This window comes from Winogradskyella sp. PC D3.3 (genome assembly GCF_054366245.1).
On sequence record NZ_CM135962.1, the window covers coordinates 4,150,830 to 4,167,824 of the forward strand.

Genomic DNA, 16,995 nt, shown 5'->3' on the forward strand with positions numbered 1-16,995 from the left:
TTGGACTTCTACATTATCATTCCGGCGCACAACGAAGAAGATTACATTGGTAAAACTTTAGAATCTTTGACGCAACAAACATTGTTGCCTAAAGCTTTAGTTGTTGTAAATGACAATTCATCGGACGCCACTCAAAACATTGTTGAAGATTACGCATCAAAACACCCTTGGATCTCATTATTAAATTCAGAATCATCAGATAAACATTTACCTGGTTCTAAAATTATTAATGCCTTTAATAAGGGCTTAGACTCACTTGACGAAAATTACGACATTATCTGTAAATTTGATGCCGATTTAATTTTTCCTAAAAATTATTTAGAACAGTTAACCAATCATTTCAATTCGAATACAAATTTAGGTATGGCTTCTGGTTTCTGTTATGTTGAAAAGAATAACGAATGGGTTCTCGAAAATTTAACCAACAAAGATCATATTAGAGGTGCTTTAAAGGCGTATAAAAAGGATTGCTTTAAACAAATAGGACAACTCAAACCTTCTATGGGATGGGATACGGTTGATGAGTTATTAGCGAAATATAATAGCTGGGACATTCTCACTGATGAAACACTTCATGTAAAGCATTTAAAACCAACCGGACAATCCTACAACAAAGCCTCTAAATATTTACAAGGTGAAGCCATGTATAAAATGCGTTATGGCTTTTGGATTACTTTAATTTCTGCTTTAAAACTAGCGCTAAAAAAAGGAAGTTTTAAATTATTTAGAGATTATATGTCTGGCTATTTTAGAGCTAAATCAAATAATTTAGAGTTTCTAGTTTCAAGTGAAGAAGGACAATTTATTAGAGCGTTGCGCTGGAAAGGTATTAAAAATAAATTCAGTTAAAAACTCCAGTTGTTATAACTACTTGAGGCTTCTAATGCATCTTCAATTGTATCATCTAACTGCGGAAAAAAATCAATTCCTGTTAAAGCTTCAACCTCATCAACTGAAACCACAAATTTATATAATGGTAAATCTGAATCTTCATGATTCACTATAAACGCAAGTACTTTTATTGTTCCGTTTGTGTTGTCCAATATCACTTTATAAAATTGATTTGGAACAGCGACACCTTCATCTCCAATAGTTTTTAATCCATTTTTAAGAACGCCACCAGTTACCACAAAAACACCATCATTCTTTTTAGCCCAATAACGCACTTTCTGCTCTAATCGATTCCAAACACCAGCATTAAACAGGTGTTCTTGTGGACTAATATTACTCGTTAAAAAGGTTTCATCGTGTGCCGTTTTTGTAAATCTTCGGTCACCTGCCGGACACAAATGCCCTTTATCGTAACCCGATTTTTTATAATTCCGCCAATGCGCTGCTCCCGTTTTTACGGCATTATCAATTTCAAAATAAGGTCGCTTATGATTTGTAGAACTTATATGTGATGCTTTTAACTCATAAGCAACCCATTCTGCTTGTTCATGCGGCTCACTATAAGACAAGGAATAATTTTGATGATGAACTATTTGATTTGTTGTGCTAGTCGGTAGAAAGTACTCATTAGTACCTTCTTTTACAGTTTGCCCTTCATTTACAACTTCAGCTTTTTGTTCGGCATTTAGATAATAGTCATAACTGTAGATAGCTATTGCTATGATGATAGCTATTATGGTGAATATTGGTTTTCTTTTCAATTTTTTATTTTTTCTAAAAGTATTTTAGCTTCGTTATTTTTATATAAATTTTCAGAAATTATAGTTTCTAAAACCGCTATTGTCTCTAATTTCCTATCTGCTTTTAAGAAGATTAAGGCCTTATACCAATACCCTTTTTCTGCATCTAACAGATTACTATTTATAAGAGTATTAAATGTTTCTTCGGCTTCATTATAATTCCCTAATTCAGCTTGTGCAATCCCTTTATAAATTGCTAACGCTCCATCTTGTTCTTTAAATGAATTAAAAACTTCTAGGGCTTTATTATAATTCTTCTCTTCAAAAAGTTGTTGTGCTTCAGTTAGTTGAGTAACCTCATTACTTCTAGAAACAAAAGAAGGCAAATCATTTAAAGCCACATACTCATAATACAATTCTTGATTGGAAACGGTTTTATTAAAAAAGAATTGAAACCCTAAGAAAACAACGATTGAAGCAGCTGCCAAATAATAAAACAATTTAACCTTATCATTATGACTATTTTTAACTTTAAACTCCGTATTAGTTTGAACTAAAGTTTTTTTTAAATTTTGTAAATCTTCTTGCTCTAATAGATTTTTATAGTCATTAACTTCAGTATTTTTACTCACTAAAAAACTCCAATTATTTTCATCTAGAGCATTAAAAAGTTGCTTTTCTAATTCAAAATTTTCTTTGAATTTAGCATCAATCGCTATGCGTTCTAAAAATGCCTTTTGTTCATTTTCAGTCAAGAAACCCTTTAAATAATTATCTATTAAAATATCGTCCTCCATCACTACAGTTCGGTCAAAGATTTGAATCTATTATCGTTTCTTACTAATTCCTTTAATTTGTTTTTACATTTAAAAACACGTTGTCTAGCAACCGTTTCTGATTTATACTCAAAAGCCTTTACAATTTTAGCATAAGATACTTTAGCAAAGTAAAGCTTTAATACTTGTTTACAATTCTCTGAGATAAGTTCTAAACTCTCAGTAAATAGTTCCCAACGCTTTTGTTCTAATGCTGCCAACGCGATATCTTCGTTTTCATCCTTTAGTTCAATAACACCATCACTTGTTACCTTAATTTTAGATTTATTTAACTCTCTACGCCATAGATTTTTACAAACTGTAAATATATAGGCCTCAAAACTTGTCTTAATTACAAACTTTTCTTTTTTGTATCTTACTGCCAATTGTAATAATGCTTTTTGAAAGATATCTTCAGCATCCTCTTGATGCCCATTATTTTTAATTACAAAAGATCTTACTTTATAAAAATTGTTTTTATAAATAGCATTGATAACCTCAGTATCACTTTTAAGCAAGGCTTTTAAATAATAAGAATTATCTGTCATTTGTCAATTTTATTCTCAAAAACAAAAATAAACTTTTATATTTATTGGGTAACAAATTTGCTTTTTGTTAACAGATTAAAGTAATCATAAAAATAAAAACAATGAAAAACAAATTCTATTTATGCTTAATGGTAATTGTCTTATTCAGTCTAAATTTCAGCTGTTCTAAAGAAGAAATGGTTAGTGACCAGGAAAACTTATCTGTAGAAAAACAAAATACAAGCACTTTAGTAAATAGTAAATTCACAGATCTTAGTTCTGGTAATAATGAAAAAACTCTAAATTTAGAAACAGAACTAGAAAATCAAACTAATTCTACTGTTTACATGCCATTTGGGACCAAAGTATATTATTTATATCTAAATATAGATGATATAGAACAGGAATATCTTAGCGACTCATCTAACCCAAGCTTCAGCGGTCCTTTTAATATATATTACAGAGAATTAATGTCTAATCATTTTTCAATTTATTTTTTTACAGAAAGTACAAACTATACTTGTGGAAAAGTTGAACGATGGATTGTTAATTTAGACGAACTAAACCAATATTTAGTATCTATTGGTATATCTGAACTTAGTTACTATGGAAGTGATTGGTATAATCTATTTGATAATGACCCTAATACAGGAGGCAACACTAGTACTGGGACAATCGTAGTTGACCCTAAGGGTAAAAAGAAGACACCACCACCACCAGCACCAGATCAAATACCAACATGGTTGTTTAATTATTCTACATGCTTTACGATGTAAAAACTAAAAGCTTAGAAAAAAAGGATAATCATATACGATTGTCCTTTTTTTTTATATAATTATTCTATGAAAACCCATTACAAAATTATAATAATTTTATTTTTATTAATCTCTGCGGATTGTTTTTCGCAAAAAATATCTTTAGAATTTGTTAGTATAAGACAAGACTCTATATTAACTGTGGATGAAAAAGATGCTAAGTTTAAAGAGCTTCTTAAAAAACATAGATCTCTAAACAAATTAGAATTCTTACTTGGCGACACCTACGAAATTGCAAAATGGAATTGGACACAAGGATGGAATTGGACAGATATGGCAATAGAGCTAAGCAAAAAAAATTTAGCCTTCATGGATTCTTTAAATACTAACAATAGAGAGTTTTACAGAAAAAGCATCTATAGTTTAGGCTATTATCAATTCCACAACCACAACCTCAAAGAAGCTCTAATTACATTTAAAAAATTATTAGATTATAAACAACCAGATAAATATGCAATAATGGGCTTAAATTATACTGCTCAAATTTATTTTAATTTCGGTCAATATTATTTCGCAAAAGATTATTATTCTCTCAGCAAAACAATAGCAGAAGAACAAAATAATTCCGAATACATTATAAAAAACACGATTGGTATAGCTGAATCGTGTAAATTAATTGGTTCAACTAAGAGCCTTAATGAAGGGATTAATATACTTTCTAGGACCATACTATATGCGGAGTCTATTAAAAGTGATTCTTCGTCAGGTTTCGTAATCAACAAAACCTATTTTCACAACATGTATAACGAACTTGGCAATTTATACATTGATCGATTAGATTACAATTTTGAAAAAGGAAAAGCAAACCTCGAAAAAGCACTGAAGATTGCAAAAGAATTAAATGATGTTACACTTTTAAACAAAACATATAATAATCTCGGTGTTTTATATCTAAAAGAAGAAAGTAAAGCCGCTCAACTGTATTTTGAAAAAGCGCTACTTTATGATGCAAATCCTTTTATGACATCGCTAATCCATAGAAATCTTAGCATCCTACATACCAAATTTGAAAATTATCCTGAAGCACTAAACCATATTCAAATATCAATAAAATCAATTGTCCCATTAGATGCTTCTAATTCTAAAAATCTCCCATCTAAATTAGATTTAGTTAATTCTAACGTGAAATTTCAATTAATATCTTCACTAATTGACAAAGCAAATATTTGGATAAAACTTAGCGACAATAACCCGAATAAAAATGAATTTTTAGAAGAAGCTATTAGAACCCTAGACCTTGCCGATTATTTAGCCGAACAAACTTGGATTAACAACAGTGAGCAAAGATCAAAATTATTTTGGAGAAAAACAGCTTCAGAAATTTATCTTACAGCTACTAAAGCCTGTTATCTATTAAACAACGTTCAAAAAGCCTTTTATTTTATGGAAAAAAATAAGGCCTTGTTATTACTTGAAGATCTTTCTACAAAAATCTCAAAAAATAATTCTAAAATTCCGGTAGAAATCAATCAACAAGAACAAGAATTAAAAAATAAAATTAATAAACTTAAAAAACTTTCTACCACAAGAAAAACGGATTCTGTTCAAGCTCAATTATTAATAGCTAAAGATCGTTACAATAATTTTATTAATACATTGAGCATTGGATATAAATCTTATTTTAAAACACTTCAATCTCCTGAAGTAATAGATTTGTTTGCATTGAAACAACATATACCTACAAAAAACACAGCATATATTGAATATATTCTAGATGATAAGGAAGGATATGGACTCCTCATAACAGATACTAAAACAATTTTTTTTGAAATTAAAAACTGTAAAGAATTAAAAAACTACACGACTCAATATCGTCGTTTATTAGAAACACCTTTCCAGGATAAAGAAGTAATAAGCTTATACAAATCTGTTTCTAATAAAATATATAAATCTTTGTTTCCAGATGAGATAAAAGCTGATATAGGTGGGAAAAAACTAACAATTATTCCAGATTATTATTTACAAAATATCCCTTTTGAGTCTTTGCTCACTTCTGAGAAAGATAATAGTTACCTTCTCTTTCAAAATGAAATAAATTATAGCTACTCACTCTCTTTTCTAATAAAAAATAATGAAGTTGAAAGAAAAAACACTAATGACGTTATTGCTTTTGCTCCAGTAGAATTTTCATCTGATCTTATAACACTTCATAATACAGAAGAAGAATTAAACCTTATTAATGACATGTTCTCTGCTCAACTTTTTTTAAAGGACAATGCAACAAGTGAAAATTTTTTTAAAGAAAGTGATAATTTTAAAATCATCCACATTGCCTCACATGCGAGTGCAAATGATAGTATAAGTCCCTGGATTTCATTTTACAATGACAAAATAGAATTGGCTCAAATCTATAACTTTAAAAGCTCTCCTGATCTAGTTGTTTTAAGTGCTTGTAATACTTCTCTTGGCAAGCTTTATATTGGCGAAGGTGTAATGAGTTTGTCTAGAGCTTTTTTCAGCACTGGCACCCATAGTGTTTTACCTACACTTTGGGAGGTTAACGATAAAGCGACATTGCAAATCTTAAACTCATTTTACAAGAATATTAAACAAGGACAAAACAAATCTTTATCTCTTCATAATGCAAAATTAAAATATATTAAGAATAACTCCTTAAGTGCTGTATCTCCTTATTATTGGGCTTCATTTATTATGATTGGTGACACTGGTGTTATTAAAATTGAAAGTGAATTTTCTACTATATATTATATTGTAATCGCCTTCTTTACATTGATTATAACAATTTTTTACTTCAAAAGAAAAAAAAGTGATTAACGGAGGGTAACAAAAAGTAAAGTCAGTGAACATTAGGGAAACAATAAATCTCTATTGCTGTGAAAGACACACTAAGTTACCAGGTTGAACAACTATTAAAAGAGAATAAGTTAATCATCGATTTTGATGAATTAAGCTTTCAAATTAAAAGTCATCCTACTTATCCAAGTTTACATGCTGTTACAGGAGTTTTAGATCACTTTAATATCGAAAATTTAGCATTAGATGTTCCAATAACTGCTAATACACTTCATCAACTTCCAAATACATTTTTAGCTCAATTAGAAATTGACTCAGAAAAGCAATTTGCTGTCGTTACTAAAATAAAAGACCAATACCGCTTAGTATTTAACGCAAAAAACAAAAAAACTATTTCTCAAATTCAGTTTTTAGAACAATTTACTGGAATTCTGTTGGCGGTTGATAAAGACGAATCCAATCTTGAAGTTACTAATTCTAGTATAACTTCTAAACTAATTAAAGGACTTTCAATTGGTTCTATATTTTTATTGACTTTGCTTCTTTTTAATACCACTACTGAAATAGCAAACTACTTTTTTCTTTTTATATCAGTAATAGGTGTGTATATCACAACTACTATTTTAAAGCAAGAACAAGGGGAATCTACAATACTTGGGAATGCATTTTGTTCTAATCCAACCGAAAAAAAGAACTGTAATGCAGTATTATCTTCAAAAGGCGCAACAATTCTTAAGGGTTTAAAATTGAGTGATTTGAGCTTTATCTATTTTACAGGACTGGGTTTGGCTACCTCTATTTTAATAATAAGTAATATCTCTATTTTTATTCCACAGACAATTAGCTTAATAGCTTTACCTATAACACTCTATTCTATTTACTACCAATCTTTGGTTATAAAAAAATGGTGTTTTCTGTGTTTGTGCATTATAGGCTTAATGTGGTTTCAAGCTGGCCTTGCTACCATTAACTTCTCCGTCAATTACGAGTTTACATCAATTTTAATTACCATACTCTCATTCACTAGCATAAGTGCACTTTGGTTACTGTCATCTAAATCTTACAAAGAAAATAAAGCACTCAATACTGTAAAACTGGAGTATTTTAAGTTAAAAAGAAACTTTGAACTTTTTAACAATCAATTAAGCAAATCTAAAATTATTAATACTCAAATAGATGATATAAAAGAAATCGTTTATGGTAATATAAATAGTCATTTCAACATTACTATAATTTCCAATCCTATGTGTGGTCATTGTAAAGCTGTTCACAACTTAGTAAATCAAATTCTAAAGCAATATTCTGATTCGGTTAAGTTAATTATTAGATTTAATGTAGATCAAAAAGACCCAAGCAATTCTTCCGTAAAAATAACAACTAGGCTCTTGGAATTATATCATACAAAAGAACCAAAACTAAGTTTAAAAGCAATGAATGACATCTATGGCAACTATTCATCTGAACAATGGTTAAAAAAATGGGATGAATGTGCTCAACCAAAAGACTATCTATTAACTCTAAAAAATGAACACTCTTGGTGCACAAAGAGCAGCATCAACTTTACACCTGAAATACTCATCAATGGTCAATCATACCCAAGGCTTTATGAACGAAGTGACCTTATATATTTTATAGAAGATTTAATAGAGCAGTTTGAAGCTAACAACCACAACGTACCATTTCGAAAAACACAAATAGCATAACAACAAAGCCCTAAAATAGGGCTTTGGATTGGGCACTCTTCTCTCTCAAAGAATAGACACAACTTTAGGTAATGTCTTGAATGTTCTTTTGCAAATATAACTTAATGAATATATAATCTAATTGAAAATTAAATTCCCTACATATCAACAAACCGAAGCTAAAGATTGTGGTCCAACGTGTATTAAAATTATTGCCAAATATTATGGTAAAACCATAAATACGCAAGAACTAAGAAAACTTAGTGAAACTACACGAGAAGGCAGTAGCTTAATGGGAATTAGTGATGCTGCTGAATCTATAGGATTCCGTACGCTCGGAATAAAATTAGCTTTCAATAAACTTAAAGAAGCACCATTACCTTGCATAGCTCATTGGAATAACAACCACTATATTGTTATTTACAAAATAAAGAATGATACCATTTACACCTCAGATCCTGCGCATGGACTGTTAACATATAACACCAAAGACTTTATAAAACAATGGATAGGCGAAAATGCCAATGAGCACACCGAAGAAGGCATTGCTTTAATAATTGATCCTACTCCAAAATTTTATCAGTCCGAATTTGAGGAAGATGAAAAATTTGGATTCAATTTTATCTTTAAATACTTATTTAAGTACAAAAAATTTATCATCCAGCTTATTATTGGTTTAATTGCAGGCAGTTTACTCCAACTGGTGTTACCTTTTTTAACCCAAAGTATTGTTGATATTGGTATACAAAATCAAGATCTTAACTTTATTTATCTAATTCTATTTGCTCAGCTCGCACTATTTATTGGGAAGGCTTCCTTAGAGATTATAAGAAGTTGGATTTTATTGCACCTAAGCACAAGAATTAACATCTCACTTATTTCTGATTTTTTCATAAAACTAATGAATCTTCCTATATCCTATTTTGATGTAAGAATGACTGGAGATTTATTACAACGCATTAATGACCATAAACGTATTGAACGGATTCTAACGACATCCTCTTTAACCATTTTATTTTCATTTTTTAATCTTATCATTTTTAGTTTTGTTTTAGCTTATTACAGTTTTCAAATATTCGGCGTTTTTATAATAGGAAGCCTACTTTACATTGGGTGGGTTTTATTTTTCTTCAAAAAACGAAAAGAGCTTGACTACAAACGCTTTACCCAAGTTAGTGAAGAGCAGAGCAATGTTATTCAACTTATTAACGGCATGCAAGAAATCAAATTGCATAATGCAGAAAAAAGGATGCGCTGGAATTGGGAATACGTACAAGCAAAACTTTTTAAAATTGCATCAAAAAGTTTGGCTTTAGAACAAACGCAGAGTGTAGGTTCAAATTTAATTAACGAACTCAAAAACATGTCTATTACCGTTTTGTCAGCTACATTAGTTGTTAAAGGCGATATCACTTTAGGAATGATGATGGCCATTAGTTATATGGTTGGTCAACTAAATGGACCTATTGTACAACTTATTAGTTTTATGCGCGAAGTCCAAGACGCCAAAATATCTATTGAACGCTTGGGTGAAATTCATAATATGGAAGATGAAGAAAAACCAGAAGACCATAAAATTAAGAATGTTCCTAATCATGCAGATTTAAAACTAAGTCATGTTTCATTTAGATATGTTGGAGGATTAAAACCTGTGATAAATGATTTATCTCTTACTATACCTGCCAATAAAACAACAGCCATTGTAGGTGTTAGTGGAAGCGGTAAAACCACTTTAATGAAACTTCTATTACGGTTTTACGAGATTGATAATGGCGAGATTTCCGTTGGGAACTTTAATTTAAATAATATATCTCAACGCACATGGAGAGCAAACTGTGGCGTAGTAATGCAAGAGGGCTATATTTTTAATGACACTATTGCTAATAATATTGCAGTAGGCGAAGACTATATTGATATAGAACGACTAAAACATGCTATAGATGTCGCAAACATCTCAGATTACATAGACAATTTACCATTGAATTATAACACCAAAATAGGTAGCGAAGGCACTGGTTTGAGTACTGGTCAAAAACAACGCTTATTCATAGCTCGATCCGTTTATAAAAATCCAAAATTCCTATTCTTTGACGAAGCTACCTCAGCTTTAGATGCTAACAATGAAAAGGTAATTATGGAAAAACTAAACACCTTTTTTAAAGATAAAACCGCGATAGTGATAGCACATCGGTTAAGTACGGTAAAAAACGCACATCAAATAGTGGTTTTAGATGAAGGTAAAATTGTGGAAGTCGGTAACCATGAAGAATTGATAAAAAATAAAGGCAACTATTATAATCTAGTGAAAAATCAATTAGAACTAAGTAAGTAAATTGAACAAAGCGTAAATATTGGTAATGAAAGAAAACGAAAAACATATTGAACTCAGAAGTGAGCATGTTCAAGAACTTTTAGAAGCTGTTCCAAGCTGGATGATTCGTTATGGGAATTTACTTATATTAGTTTTTATCGTGATGTTTTTTATGATGTCTTGGTTTATTAAATATCCTGACATCATTACATCTGAAGCACAAATAACCACCAAGTTACCACCTCAAAAAAAACAGGCACAAGTTTCAGGAAAAATAGACTCTATACTAATTACGGATAATGAAACTATAAAAAAAGGTACAACATTAGCAGTCATCGAAAACACAGCAAATTTTGAGCATATACAATTGCTTAAATCTGTTGTTGACACTTTAAAACTCAATAATAAAAACTTTACATTCCCATTAGACGAGTTACCAATTCTTTTCTTAGGTGATGTCGATTCTGAATATGCTTTATTCGAAAATAACTATATACAATATCAATTAAACAAGGAATACCAACCTTATACTAATGAACAAAAAGGAAATCGGTATTCAAAAACGCAACTGTACTCAAGATTAAAAACACTAAAATCTCAAAAGCAAATTAATAAAGTCGAATTAGCGTTTCAGAAAAAAGATTTAGAACGGCAACAACAACTTTATAATAAAGGTGTTATTGCCAAACAAACTCTAGAATCCAAAGAATTAACCTATCTCCAAGCCGAACGCAATTATGCCAACATGGATGCTTCCTTATCTCAAATAAAAGAAGCTATTGCTAATGCTAACACAAATGAAGTCAGTACTTCAATTAAAAAAACTAAAGAAGAGATAAGTTTGCTTAAAAATGTTATTCAATCTTTTAACCAACTTAAAAGAGCATTGAAAGATTGGGAAATGACATATACCATAACCTCAGACATTGATGGTAAAGTCGCGTTTTCAAAACTTTGGACAAATAATCAAACTGTAAACCAAGGAGATTTGTTATTCACTATAATCCCAAAACAAAACTCATCTTACATTGCAAAACTAAAAACACCAGCACAAAATTCTGGAAAAATTAAAATAGGACAAACCGTAAATATTAAACTTGAAAATTATCCAGATAACGAATTTGGAACTATCAAAGGAAATATTGAGTCTATTTCACTTTTAACAGATGAAGATGGCTTTTACCTCGTTACTGTTTCACTTCCTCGTACACTTATCACTTCTTACAACAAAGAAATACCGTTTAGACATGAAATGCGTGGACAAGCAGAAATCATTACAGAAAACTTAAGACTTATTGAACGCTTTTTCTATCAATTAAAGAATGTGTTCAATAACTAAAATATTCTCTCGCGAGGAATAGACACAAGCCTTGGGTGTCTTTAAATGACCAAGGTTAATTTAATTTTTAAATATTTTAATTATGAAAAATTTAGTAAAACTAGGAAAAGTTTTAAACAAAGCTGAACAAAAACAAGTAAAGGGAGGTGGACCTAATAGATTGATACATAAACCTGATCCTTGTATCTCACATGAAGAGTGTGGGCATAGACATGGGAATTACAACTATCGTTGTGATTCTTATGGACGTTGCCATTTACGATAAGGTATACAATTAAACTGAGAAAAATAGGCTGTATGTAAATACATACAGCCTATTATCATAATTAAATTATTATTCTAAAATAAAACCCAAAGGCTGACCTGTTGCTCCATTAGGAAAACTAATACCTAATAAAGCTGAAATTGTAGGTGCAATATCTGGAATTACCGTTTTGTTAAAAGTTTGACCATGCTTAATACCTTTTCCAAAGAATAATAATGGCACATGCGTATCATAATTTAGGGCACTTCCATGCGTTGAACCTGTTGTGCTATATGAAATAAAAGCCGTGTCATTAACTAATATTACATCTCCAGAACGTTTTTGATTAAACCCATTTTGCAATAATTCTTCAACTCCTGTAGAAAAACTAGCGGTACTCATCGTCGTTGCTGTATACACTTTAGTTATGTTTTTATAACTTAATTCTTCCATAGCTATCGTATTTTGTACATCTGCGAGGTTTAATCCTAAAGATTTTACTTTAGCTCTATCTAAAAACACTTGGCCATTGCTAATATTTTCAACAATATCAGTTGTGCCATAAGTCTCATTTAAAAACACATTTAATTTCGTTTTTCTATCCTTATTACTTACGTAACCCGAAGGTATTTTTACGGACGTTAAATAAGAAGGGACATCAACTGCACCATGATCTGCTGTTAGAAACACAGTATACTCACCTTTACCAACTGCACCATCTAAAAATTCGAAGAAACGCTCTAAATCCTTATCCAGACGGATATACGTATCTTGAACTTCTTTTGAGTTAACACCAAAATTATGACCTACATAATCCGTTGCCGAAAAACTTACAGTAATCACATCTGTAATCTCGTCTTGTCCTAATCCTTCGCCTTTAATCGCTGCCATTGCAAAATCTGCCGTTAAACTATTTCCATAAGGTGTTGCCTTTAAAATATCAAAACCTTTATTGTCTTTACTTAAGGCTTTTAAATCATAAGGAAACGTTGCTTTGTCCTTTCCCTTAAAACCACCTTCAAAGGTATTTTCATCCGCACCACTTTCCGTATATGTTGCAATGTCATACAGTGTATTCCATTCTCTTAAATACGATTCTGCCTTTTCTGAGGCATTAAAATCTTTTACCCATTTTGGTAATTCACTTATATAAAACGAACTCGAAATCCAGTGCCCTTCATCTTTTCCATGAAACCAATACGCTGCATTTGCCGTATGACCTGCTGGTAAAATAGCGCCTCTATCTTTTAAAGAAACCCCAATAGTTTTCCCTTGCATTTGCGTAAACAGTCTATTTTCATCACCAAATGTTGTGGTTTGCATTCTGTGCGGAGACATTTGACCTGCGTCATCGTTTGTTCCAACAGATGTAACAGTAGCATCACCTGCACAATACACCATTTCTTTAGTTTCCTTATCGTACCAATTATTGCCTATAATTCCATGATACTTTGGTGTTGTACCTGTATATACTGAAGCATGACCAGGACCTGTATAAGTTGGCACATAGTTAAAATGATTATTTTTACAGTTGAAACCTTCATTTATCATACGGTTAAAACCACCGTTTCCAAATTTAGATTCAAAACGTGTTAAGTAATCATAACGCATTTGGTCTACAACAATACCGACCACTAATTTTGGTCTATCGTTAGATTCTAAAACTGAAGTTTCCGTTTTTGTGTTAGTAGTTGTATTTTGTGCCCCACAAGAGGAAAACATAAATAAAACAGCAATTAAAGTGAATATATTTTTCATTTGAATAAGACATTATTTTGAGTTTCAAAAATACGATTTTTAAATTATCTTAGTTTAAATTAACATTAATAACTAATCCTTTTTTATACTTTAGCGTTAATAAAATATAACATGATTTACCTACATAATATAGGCACCTATTTCATAATGATTAAAGATATCTTTCGCAGACCAACAAAATGGTCCGTAATGAAACCTTTAATTTTAAAAGATATCGACGATCTTATTATTGGCTCACTCGGAATTGTTGCCTTTATTTCATTTTTTGTTGGAGGTGTTGTGGCTATTCAAACGTCACTAAATATGACGAGTCCATTAATGCCAAAGTCTTTAGTCGGTTTTGCAACACGCCAATCCATTATTTTAGAATTCGCACCAACGTTTATCTCCATTATTATGGCAGGTAAAGTGGGCTCTTTTATTACTTCGAGTATAGGAACAATGCGAGTTACTGAGCAGATTGATGCTCTTGAAGTTATGGGAATTAATGCCATTAACTATCTCGTTTTCCCAAAATTTATTGCTTTAACACTTTATCCATTTGTCATTTCTATTGCTATGTTTTTAGGAATTCTCGGTGGACTTATGGCGTGTGTATATGGAGGTTACGGCACTATGGAAGACTATGTGGAAGGTGTTCAGATGGACTTTATTCCTTTTCACTTTTTTTATGCCTTTATTAAAACATTTGTATTTGCCTTTTTATTAGCTACGATTCCTTCCTATTATGGATATTTTATGAAAGGTGGTGCTTTAGAAGTTGGAAAAGCAAGTACGACTTCTTTTGTTTGGACTAGTGTGATGATCATACTCGTCAACTTTTTACTAACCAGTTTATTACTCGGCTAATTATGATAGACGTTAAGGACTTAAAGAAATCGTTCGGCGATACTCAAATTTTAAAAGGAATAACAACGTCTTTTGAAAAAGGAAAGACCAATTTAGTCATTGGTCAAAGTGGTTCTGGTAAAACCGTATTCTTAAAATGTTTATTGGGTTTGTTTGAATACGAAAGTGGTTCAATATCTTACGAAGGCAAAAATTTCTCCAAGTTATCACGAAATGAAAAAACCAAACTACGGTCAGAAATGGGTATGGTTTTTCAAGGTAGTGCATTATTTGACTCTATGACCATTGCCGAAAACGTAATGTTTCCGCTCCGCATGTTTACTAAGCAAAGTAAAAGCGAAATGGAAGACCGAGTGAATGAAGTTTTAAAACGTGTTAATTTAGATGATGCTCACAACAAAATGCCAAGTGAAGCTTCTGGAGGAATGCAAAAACGTGTTGCCATAGCTAGAGCCATTGTTAACCGTCCTAAATATTTATTTTGTGATGAGCCAAACTCAGGCCTCGATCCCAAAACGGCGATTGTAATTGATAACTTAATTCAGGAAATTACTAATGAATTCAATATCACTACGGTAATTAACACACATGATATGAACTCTGTTATGGAAATTGGTGAAAAAATTGTTTTTCTAAAAAATGGATTATTAGAATGGGAAGGTTCTAGTGAAACCATATTTAGAACCGACAATGAAGCGGTTACCAATTTCGTTTATTCTTCTGAATTATTTAGAAAAGTACGTAAAATGTATCTTGAAGAAAGCGAATAATAACGTTTAATTTCGTTTTATAAACACCGTATCGACTTTCAGTTTATTTTTCAACCACTTTTGCAAATCGCGTTCTTTTGATAAAACTAAACTATCGGATAGTTTTACTTTCCATCTTACATGAGCAACGGTTATCGTATCAATATTTATAAAATCTTTTGACTCTAACATTTTAGCATAACCAAAATACTCTAAATCATTAAATTTAATTTTAGCATCACGAGATAATTCACTAAACGACACCGCCTTTTCATTGGTATCTTTAGATTCTATAACTTTATTTAAGTTTGAGATATTAGATTGTAGCTCCTCTATTTGTTTTTGAAGACCATCAATTATATTATCTTTTCTATCTAAATCGGCATAAGCCCTATCTAATGACTGTGCTAAGCGATCAGTACTTCTTGTTTTGTTTGCATTAATAATTAGTTTAAACTCTTTTAAATCTAAAGATTCATTTTTAGCATTCTCTAAAGCAGACACCATCTCGTCACTAATTTCTCCATTAAAATACAGATTCATCGTTTTGGCATCCATATCAAGATCTTCGTCATACAACCATAGGCTACGATTATCCTCTATTTCAGCTTTAAGAAAGGCCTTATAGTCTCTGTTTATTTTACTTTCATTAAGTACCGTTAAAAATGTCCAAATTGCAGGAATCATAACAATGATAGCCACACCCATTGCTACTCTTGAAATACGTTTCCGTTTTGCAGAATTAGCATATTTAAGCATTGGAAAACGTAATAATTTTAACACCAAAAATGTAGCCAAAGCTATAAAAATGGTATTAATAGTAAACAAATACATGGCTCCTCCAAAAAATTGCCAATTTCCTATAGCTAAACCATAACCAGCTGTACACAACGGAGGCATTAACGCAGTAGCAATGGCAACACCAAAAATAACCGAGGCAATAGTTCCTTTCTTTGTACGTGCAATAATTAAGGCTAAGCCACCAAAAAACGCAATAAGCACATCTCGTATATCTGGACGGGTTCGTCCCATTAACTCATTTGTATCTTCACTCAATGGAAAAAGCCAAAAGAATAAAAATGCCGTTAATAAACTTAAAACAATCATAATTGCTAAGTTGATTAATGACTTTCTTAAGGTATCAATATCGTTAATGGCTATAGATAAACCTATTCCTAAAATAGGCCCCATTAATGGTGAAATTAACATGGCTCCAATAACAACTGCTGTAGAGTTTGCATTAAGACCAATTGATGCGACAAAAATAGAACAGACCAAAATCCAAGCTGTTGCCCCTTTAAAAGGAATATCTGCTTTTATAGCAGTTATTGTTGCGTCTCTATCTGTATCCTCTCTAAAATCGAGCAGTTCACTTAAAAACGTTTTTAAACTGGCAAATAAACCTTGAGCATCTTTTTTTATTGCGTCTTTCTTTTCTTCGACAGCATTCTCCTTATTCATTTCATTGGTCATCTGAGAATTCTCATCCTCAGAAAAATTGAATTTGTTTTCGTCACTCAT

At 31.2% G+C, this 16,995-nt stretch carries 13 protein-coding genes; 8 read left to right on the forward strand and 5 right to left on the reverse strand.

Annotated features, from left to right (window positions below):
* Positions 1 to 849, forward strand: a complete 849-nt coding sequence (locus ACXGSQ_RS18460; RefSeq protein WP_458627587.1) for a glycosyltransferase family 2 protein — start codon at positions 1 to 3, stop codon at positions 847 to 849.
* Here the strand turns inward: ACXGSQ_RS18460 and ACXGSQ_RS18465 are convergent.
* Genes ACXGSQ_RS18465 through ACXGSQ_RS18475 form a run of 3 tightly spaced genes read right to left on the reverse strand, consistent with a single transcriptional unit; the run spans position 846 to position 2,994 of the window.
* Complete coding sequence (locus ACXGSQ_RS18465; RefSeq protein ID WP_458627588.1) at positions 846 to 1,652, reverse strand: DNA/RNA non-specific endonuclease; 807 nt, start codon at positions 1,650 to 1,652, stop codon at positions 846 to 848. The two genes, ACXGSQ_RS18460 and ACXGSQ_RS18465, sit on opposite strands and share 4 nt — an antisense overlap.
* On the reverse strand, positions 1,649 to 2,428 hold the full coding sequence (locus ACXGSQ_RS18470) for a hypothetical protein (protein ID WP_458627589.1): 780 nt from the start codon (positions 2,426 to 2,428) through the stop codon (positions 1,649 to 1,651). The genes ACXGSQ_RS18465 and ACXGSQ_RS18470 overlap by 4 nt, the downstream gene beginning before the upstream one ends.
* Before the next feature lie 2 nt (positions 2,429 to 2,430).
* Positions 2,431 to 2,994, reverse strand: coding sequence for an RNA polymerase sigma factor (locus ACXGSQ_RS18475; protein WP_458627590.1), 564 nt, complete (start codon positions 2,992 to 2,994; stop codon positions 2,431 to 2,433).
* A 101-nt stretch (positions 2,995 to 3,095) separates the two neighbouring features.
* Here ACXGSQ_RS18475 and ACXGSQ_RS18480 point away from each other — a divergent pair, with 101 nt between their 5' ends.
* From ACXGSQ_RS18480 to ACXGSQ_RS18500, 5 genes are all read left to right on the forward strand, one after another.
* Positions 3,096 to 3,749, forward strand: coding sequence for a hypothetical protein (locus tag ACXGSQ_RS18480; protein ID WP_458627591.1), 654 nt, complete (start codon positions 3,096 to 3,098; stop codon positions 3,747 to 3,749).
* A gap of 498 nt (positions 3,750 to 4,247) precedes the next feature.
* Complete coding sequence (locus ACXGSQ_RS18485) at positions 4,248 to 6,563, forward strand: CHAT domain-containing protein (RefSeq protein WP_458627592.1); 2,316 nt, start codon at positions 4,248 to 4,250, stop codon at positions 6,561 to 6,563.
* A 59-nt stretch (positions 6,564 to 6,622) separates the two neighbouring features.
* A complete protein-coding gene (locus tag ACXGSQ_RS18490; RefSeq protein ID WP_458627593.1) occupies positions 6,623 to 8,245 on the forward strand; it encodes a vitamin K epoxide reductase family protein in 1,623 nt (540 codons plus the stop codon).
* A gap of 121 nt (positions 8,246 to 8,366) precedes the next feature.
* Positions 8,367 to 10,556 carry a peptidase domain-containing ABC transporter gene (locus ACXGSQ_RS18495; protein WP_458627594.1) on the forward strand — a complete coding sequence of 730 codons (2,190 nt, stop codon included), beginning with the start codon at positions 8,367 to 8,369 and terminating at the stop codon, positions 10,554 to 10,556.
* Positions 10,557 to 10,581: 25 nt separating this feature from the next.
* The gene (locus tag ACXGSQ_RS18500) at positions 10,582 to 11,874 is read left to right on the forward strand and encodes an HlyD family secretion protein (protein WP_458627595.1); all 1,293 of its coding nucleotides are present in this window, start codon (positions 10,582 to 10,584) and stop codon (positions 11,872 to 11,874) included.
* A 334-nt stretch (positions 11,875 to 12,208) separates the two neighbouring features.
* Here ACXGSQ_RS18500 and pafA read toward each other — a convergent pair whose 3' ends face one another.
* A complete protein-coding gene (gene pafA / locus ACXGSQ_RS18505; protein ID WP_458627596.1) occupies positions 12,209 to 13,876 on the reverse strand; it encodes an alkaline phosphatase PafA in 1,668 nt (555 codons plus the stop codon).
* A gap of 111 nt (positions 13,877 to 13,987) precedes the next feature.
* Between pafA and ACXGSQ_RS18510 the strand changes: the two genes are divergently transcribed.
* Positions 13,988 to 14,725 (forward strand): MlaE family ABC transporter permease, encoded by a 738-nt coding sequence (locus ACXGSQ_RS18510; RefSeq protein ID WP_458627597.1) that lies wholly within the window; start codon positions 13,988 to 13,990, stop codon positions 14,723 to 14,725.
* A 2-nt stretch (positions 14,726 to 14,727) separates the two neighbouring features.
* Complete coding sequence (locus tag ACXGSQ_RS18515) at positions 14,728 to 15,495, forward strand: ABC transporter ATP-binding protein (RefSeq protein ID WP_458627598.1); 768 nt, start codon at positions 14,728 to 14,730, stop codon at positions 15,493 to 15,495.
* A gap of 6 nt (positions 15,496 to 15,501) precedes the next feature.
* Here the strand turns inward: ACXGSQ_RS18515 and ACXGSQ_RS18520 are convergent, their stop codons facing one another.
* Entirely contained in the window at positions 15,502 to 16,995 is a 1,494-nt protein-coding gene (locus ACXGSQ_RS18520; RefSeq protein ID WP_458627599.1) for a DUF389 domain-containing protein, read from the reverse strand.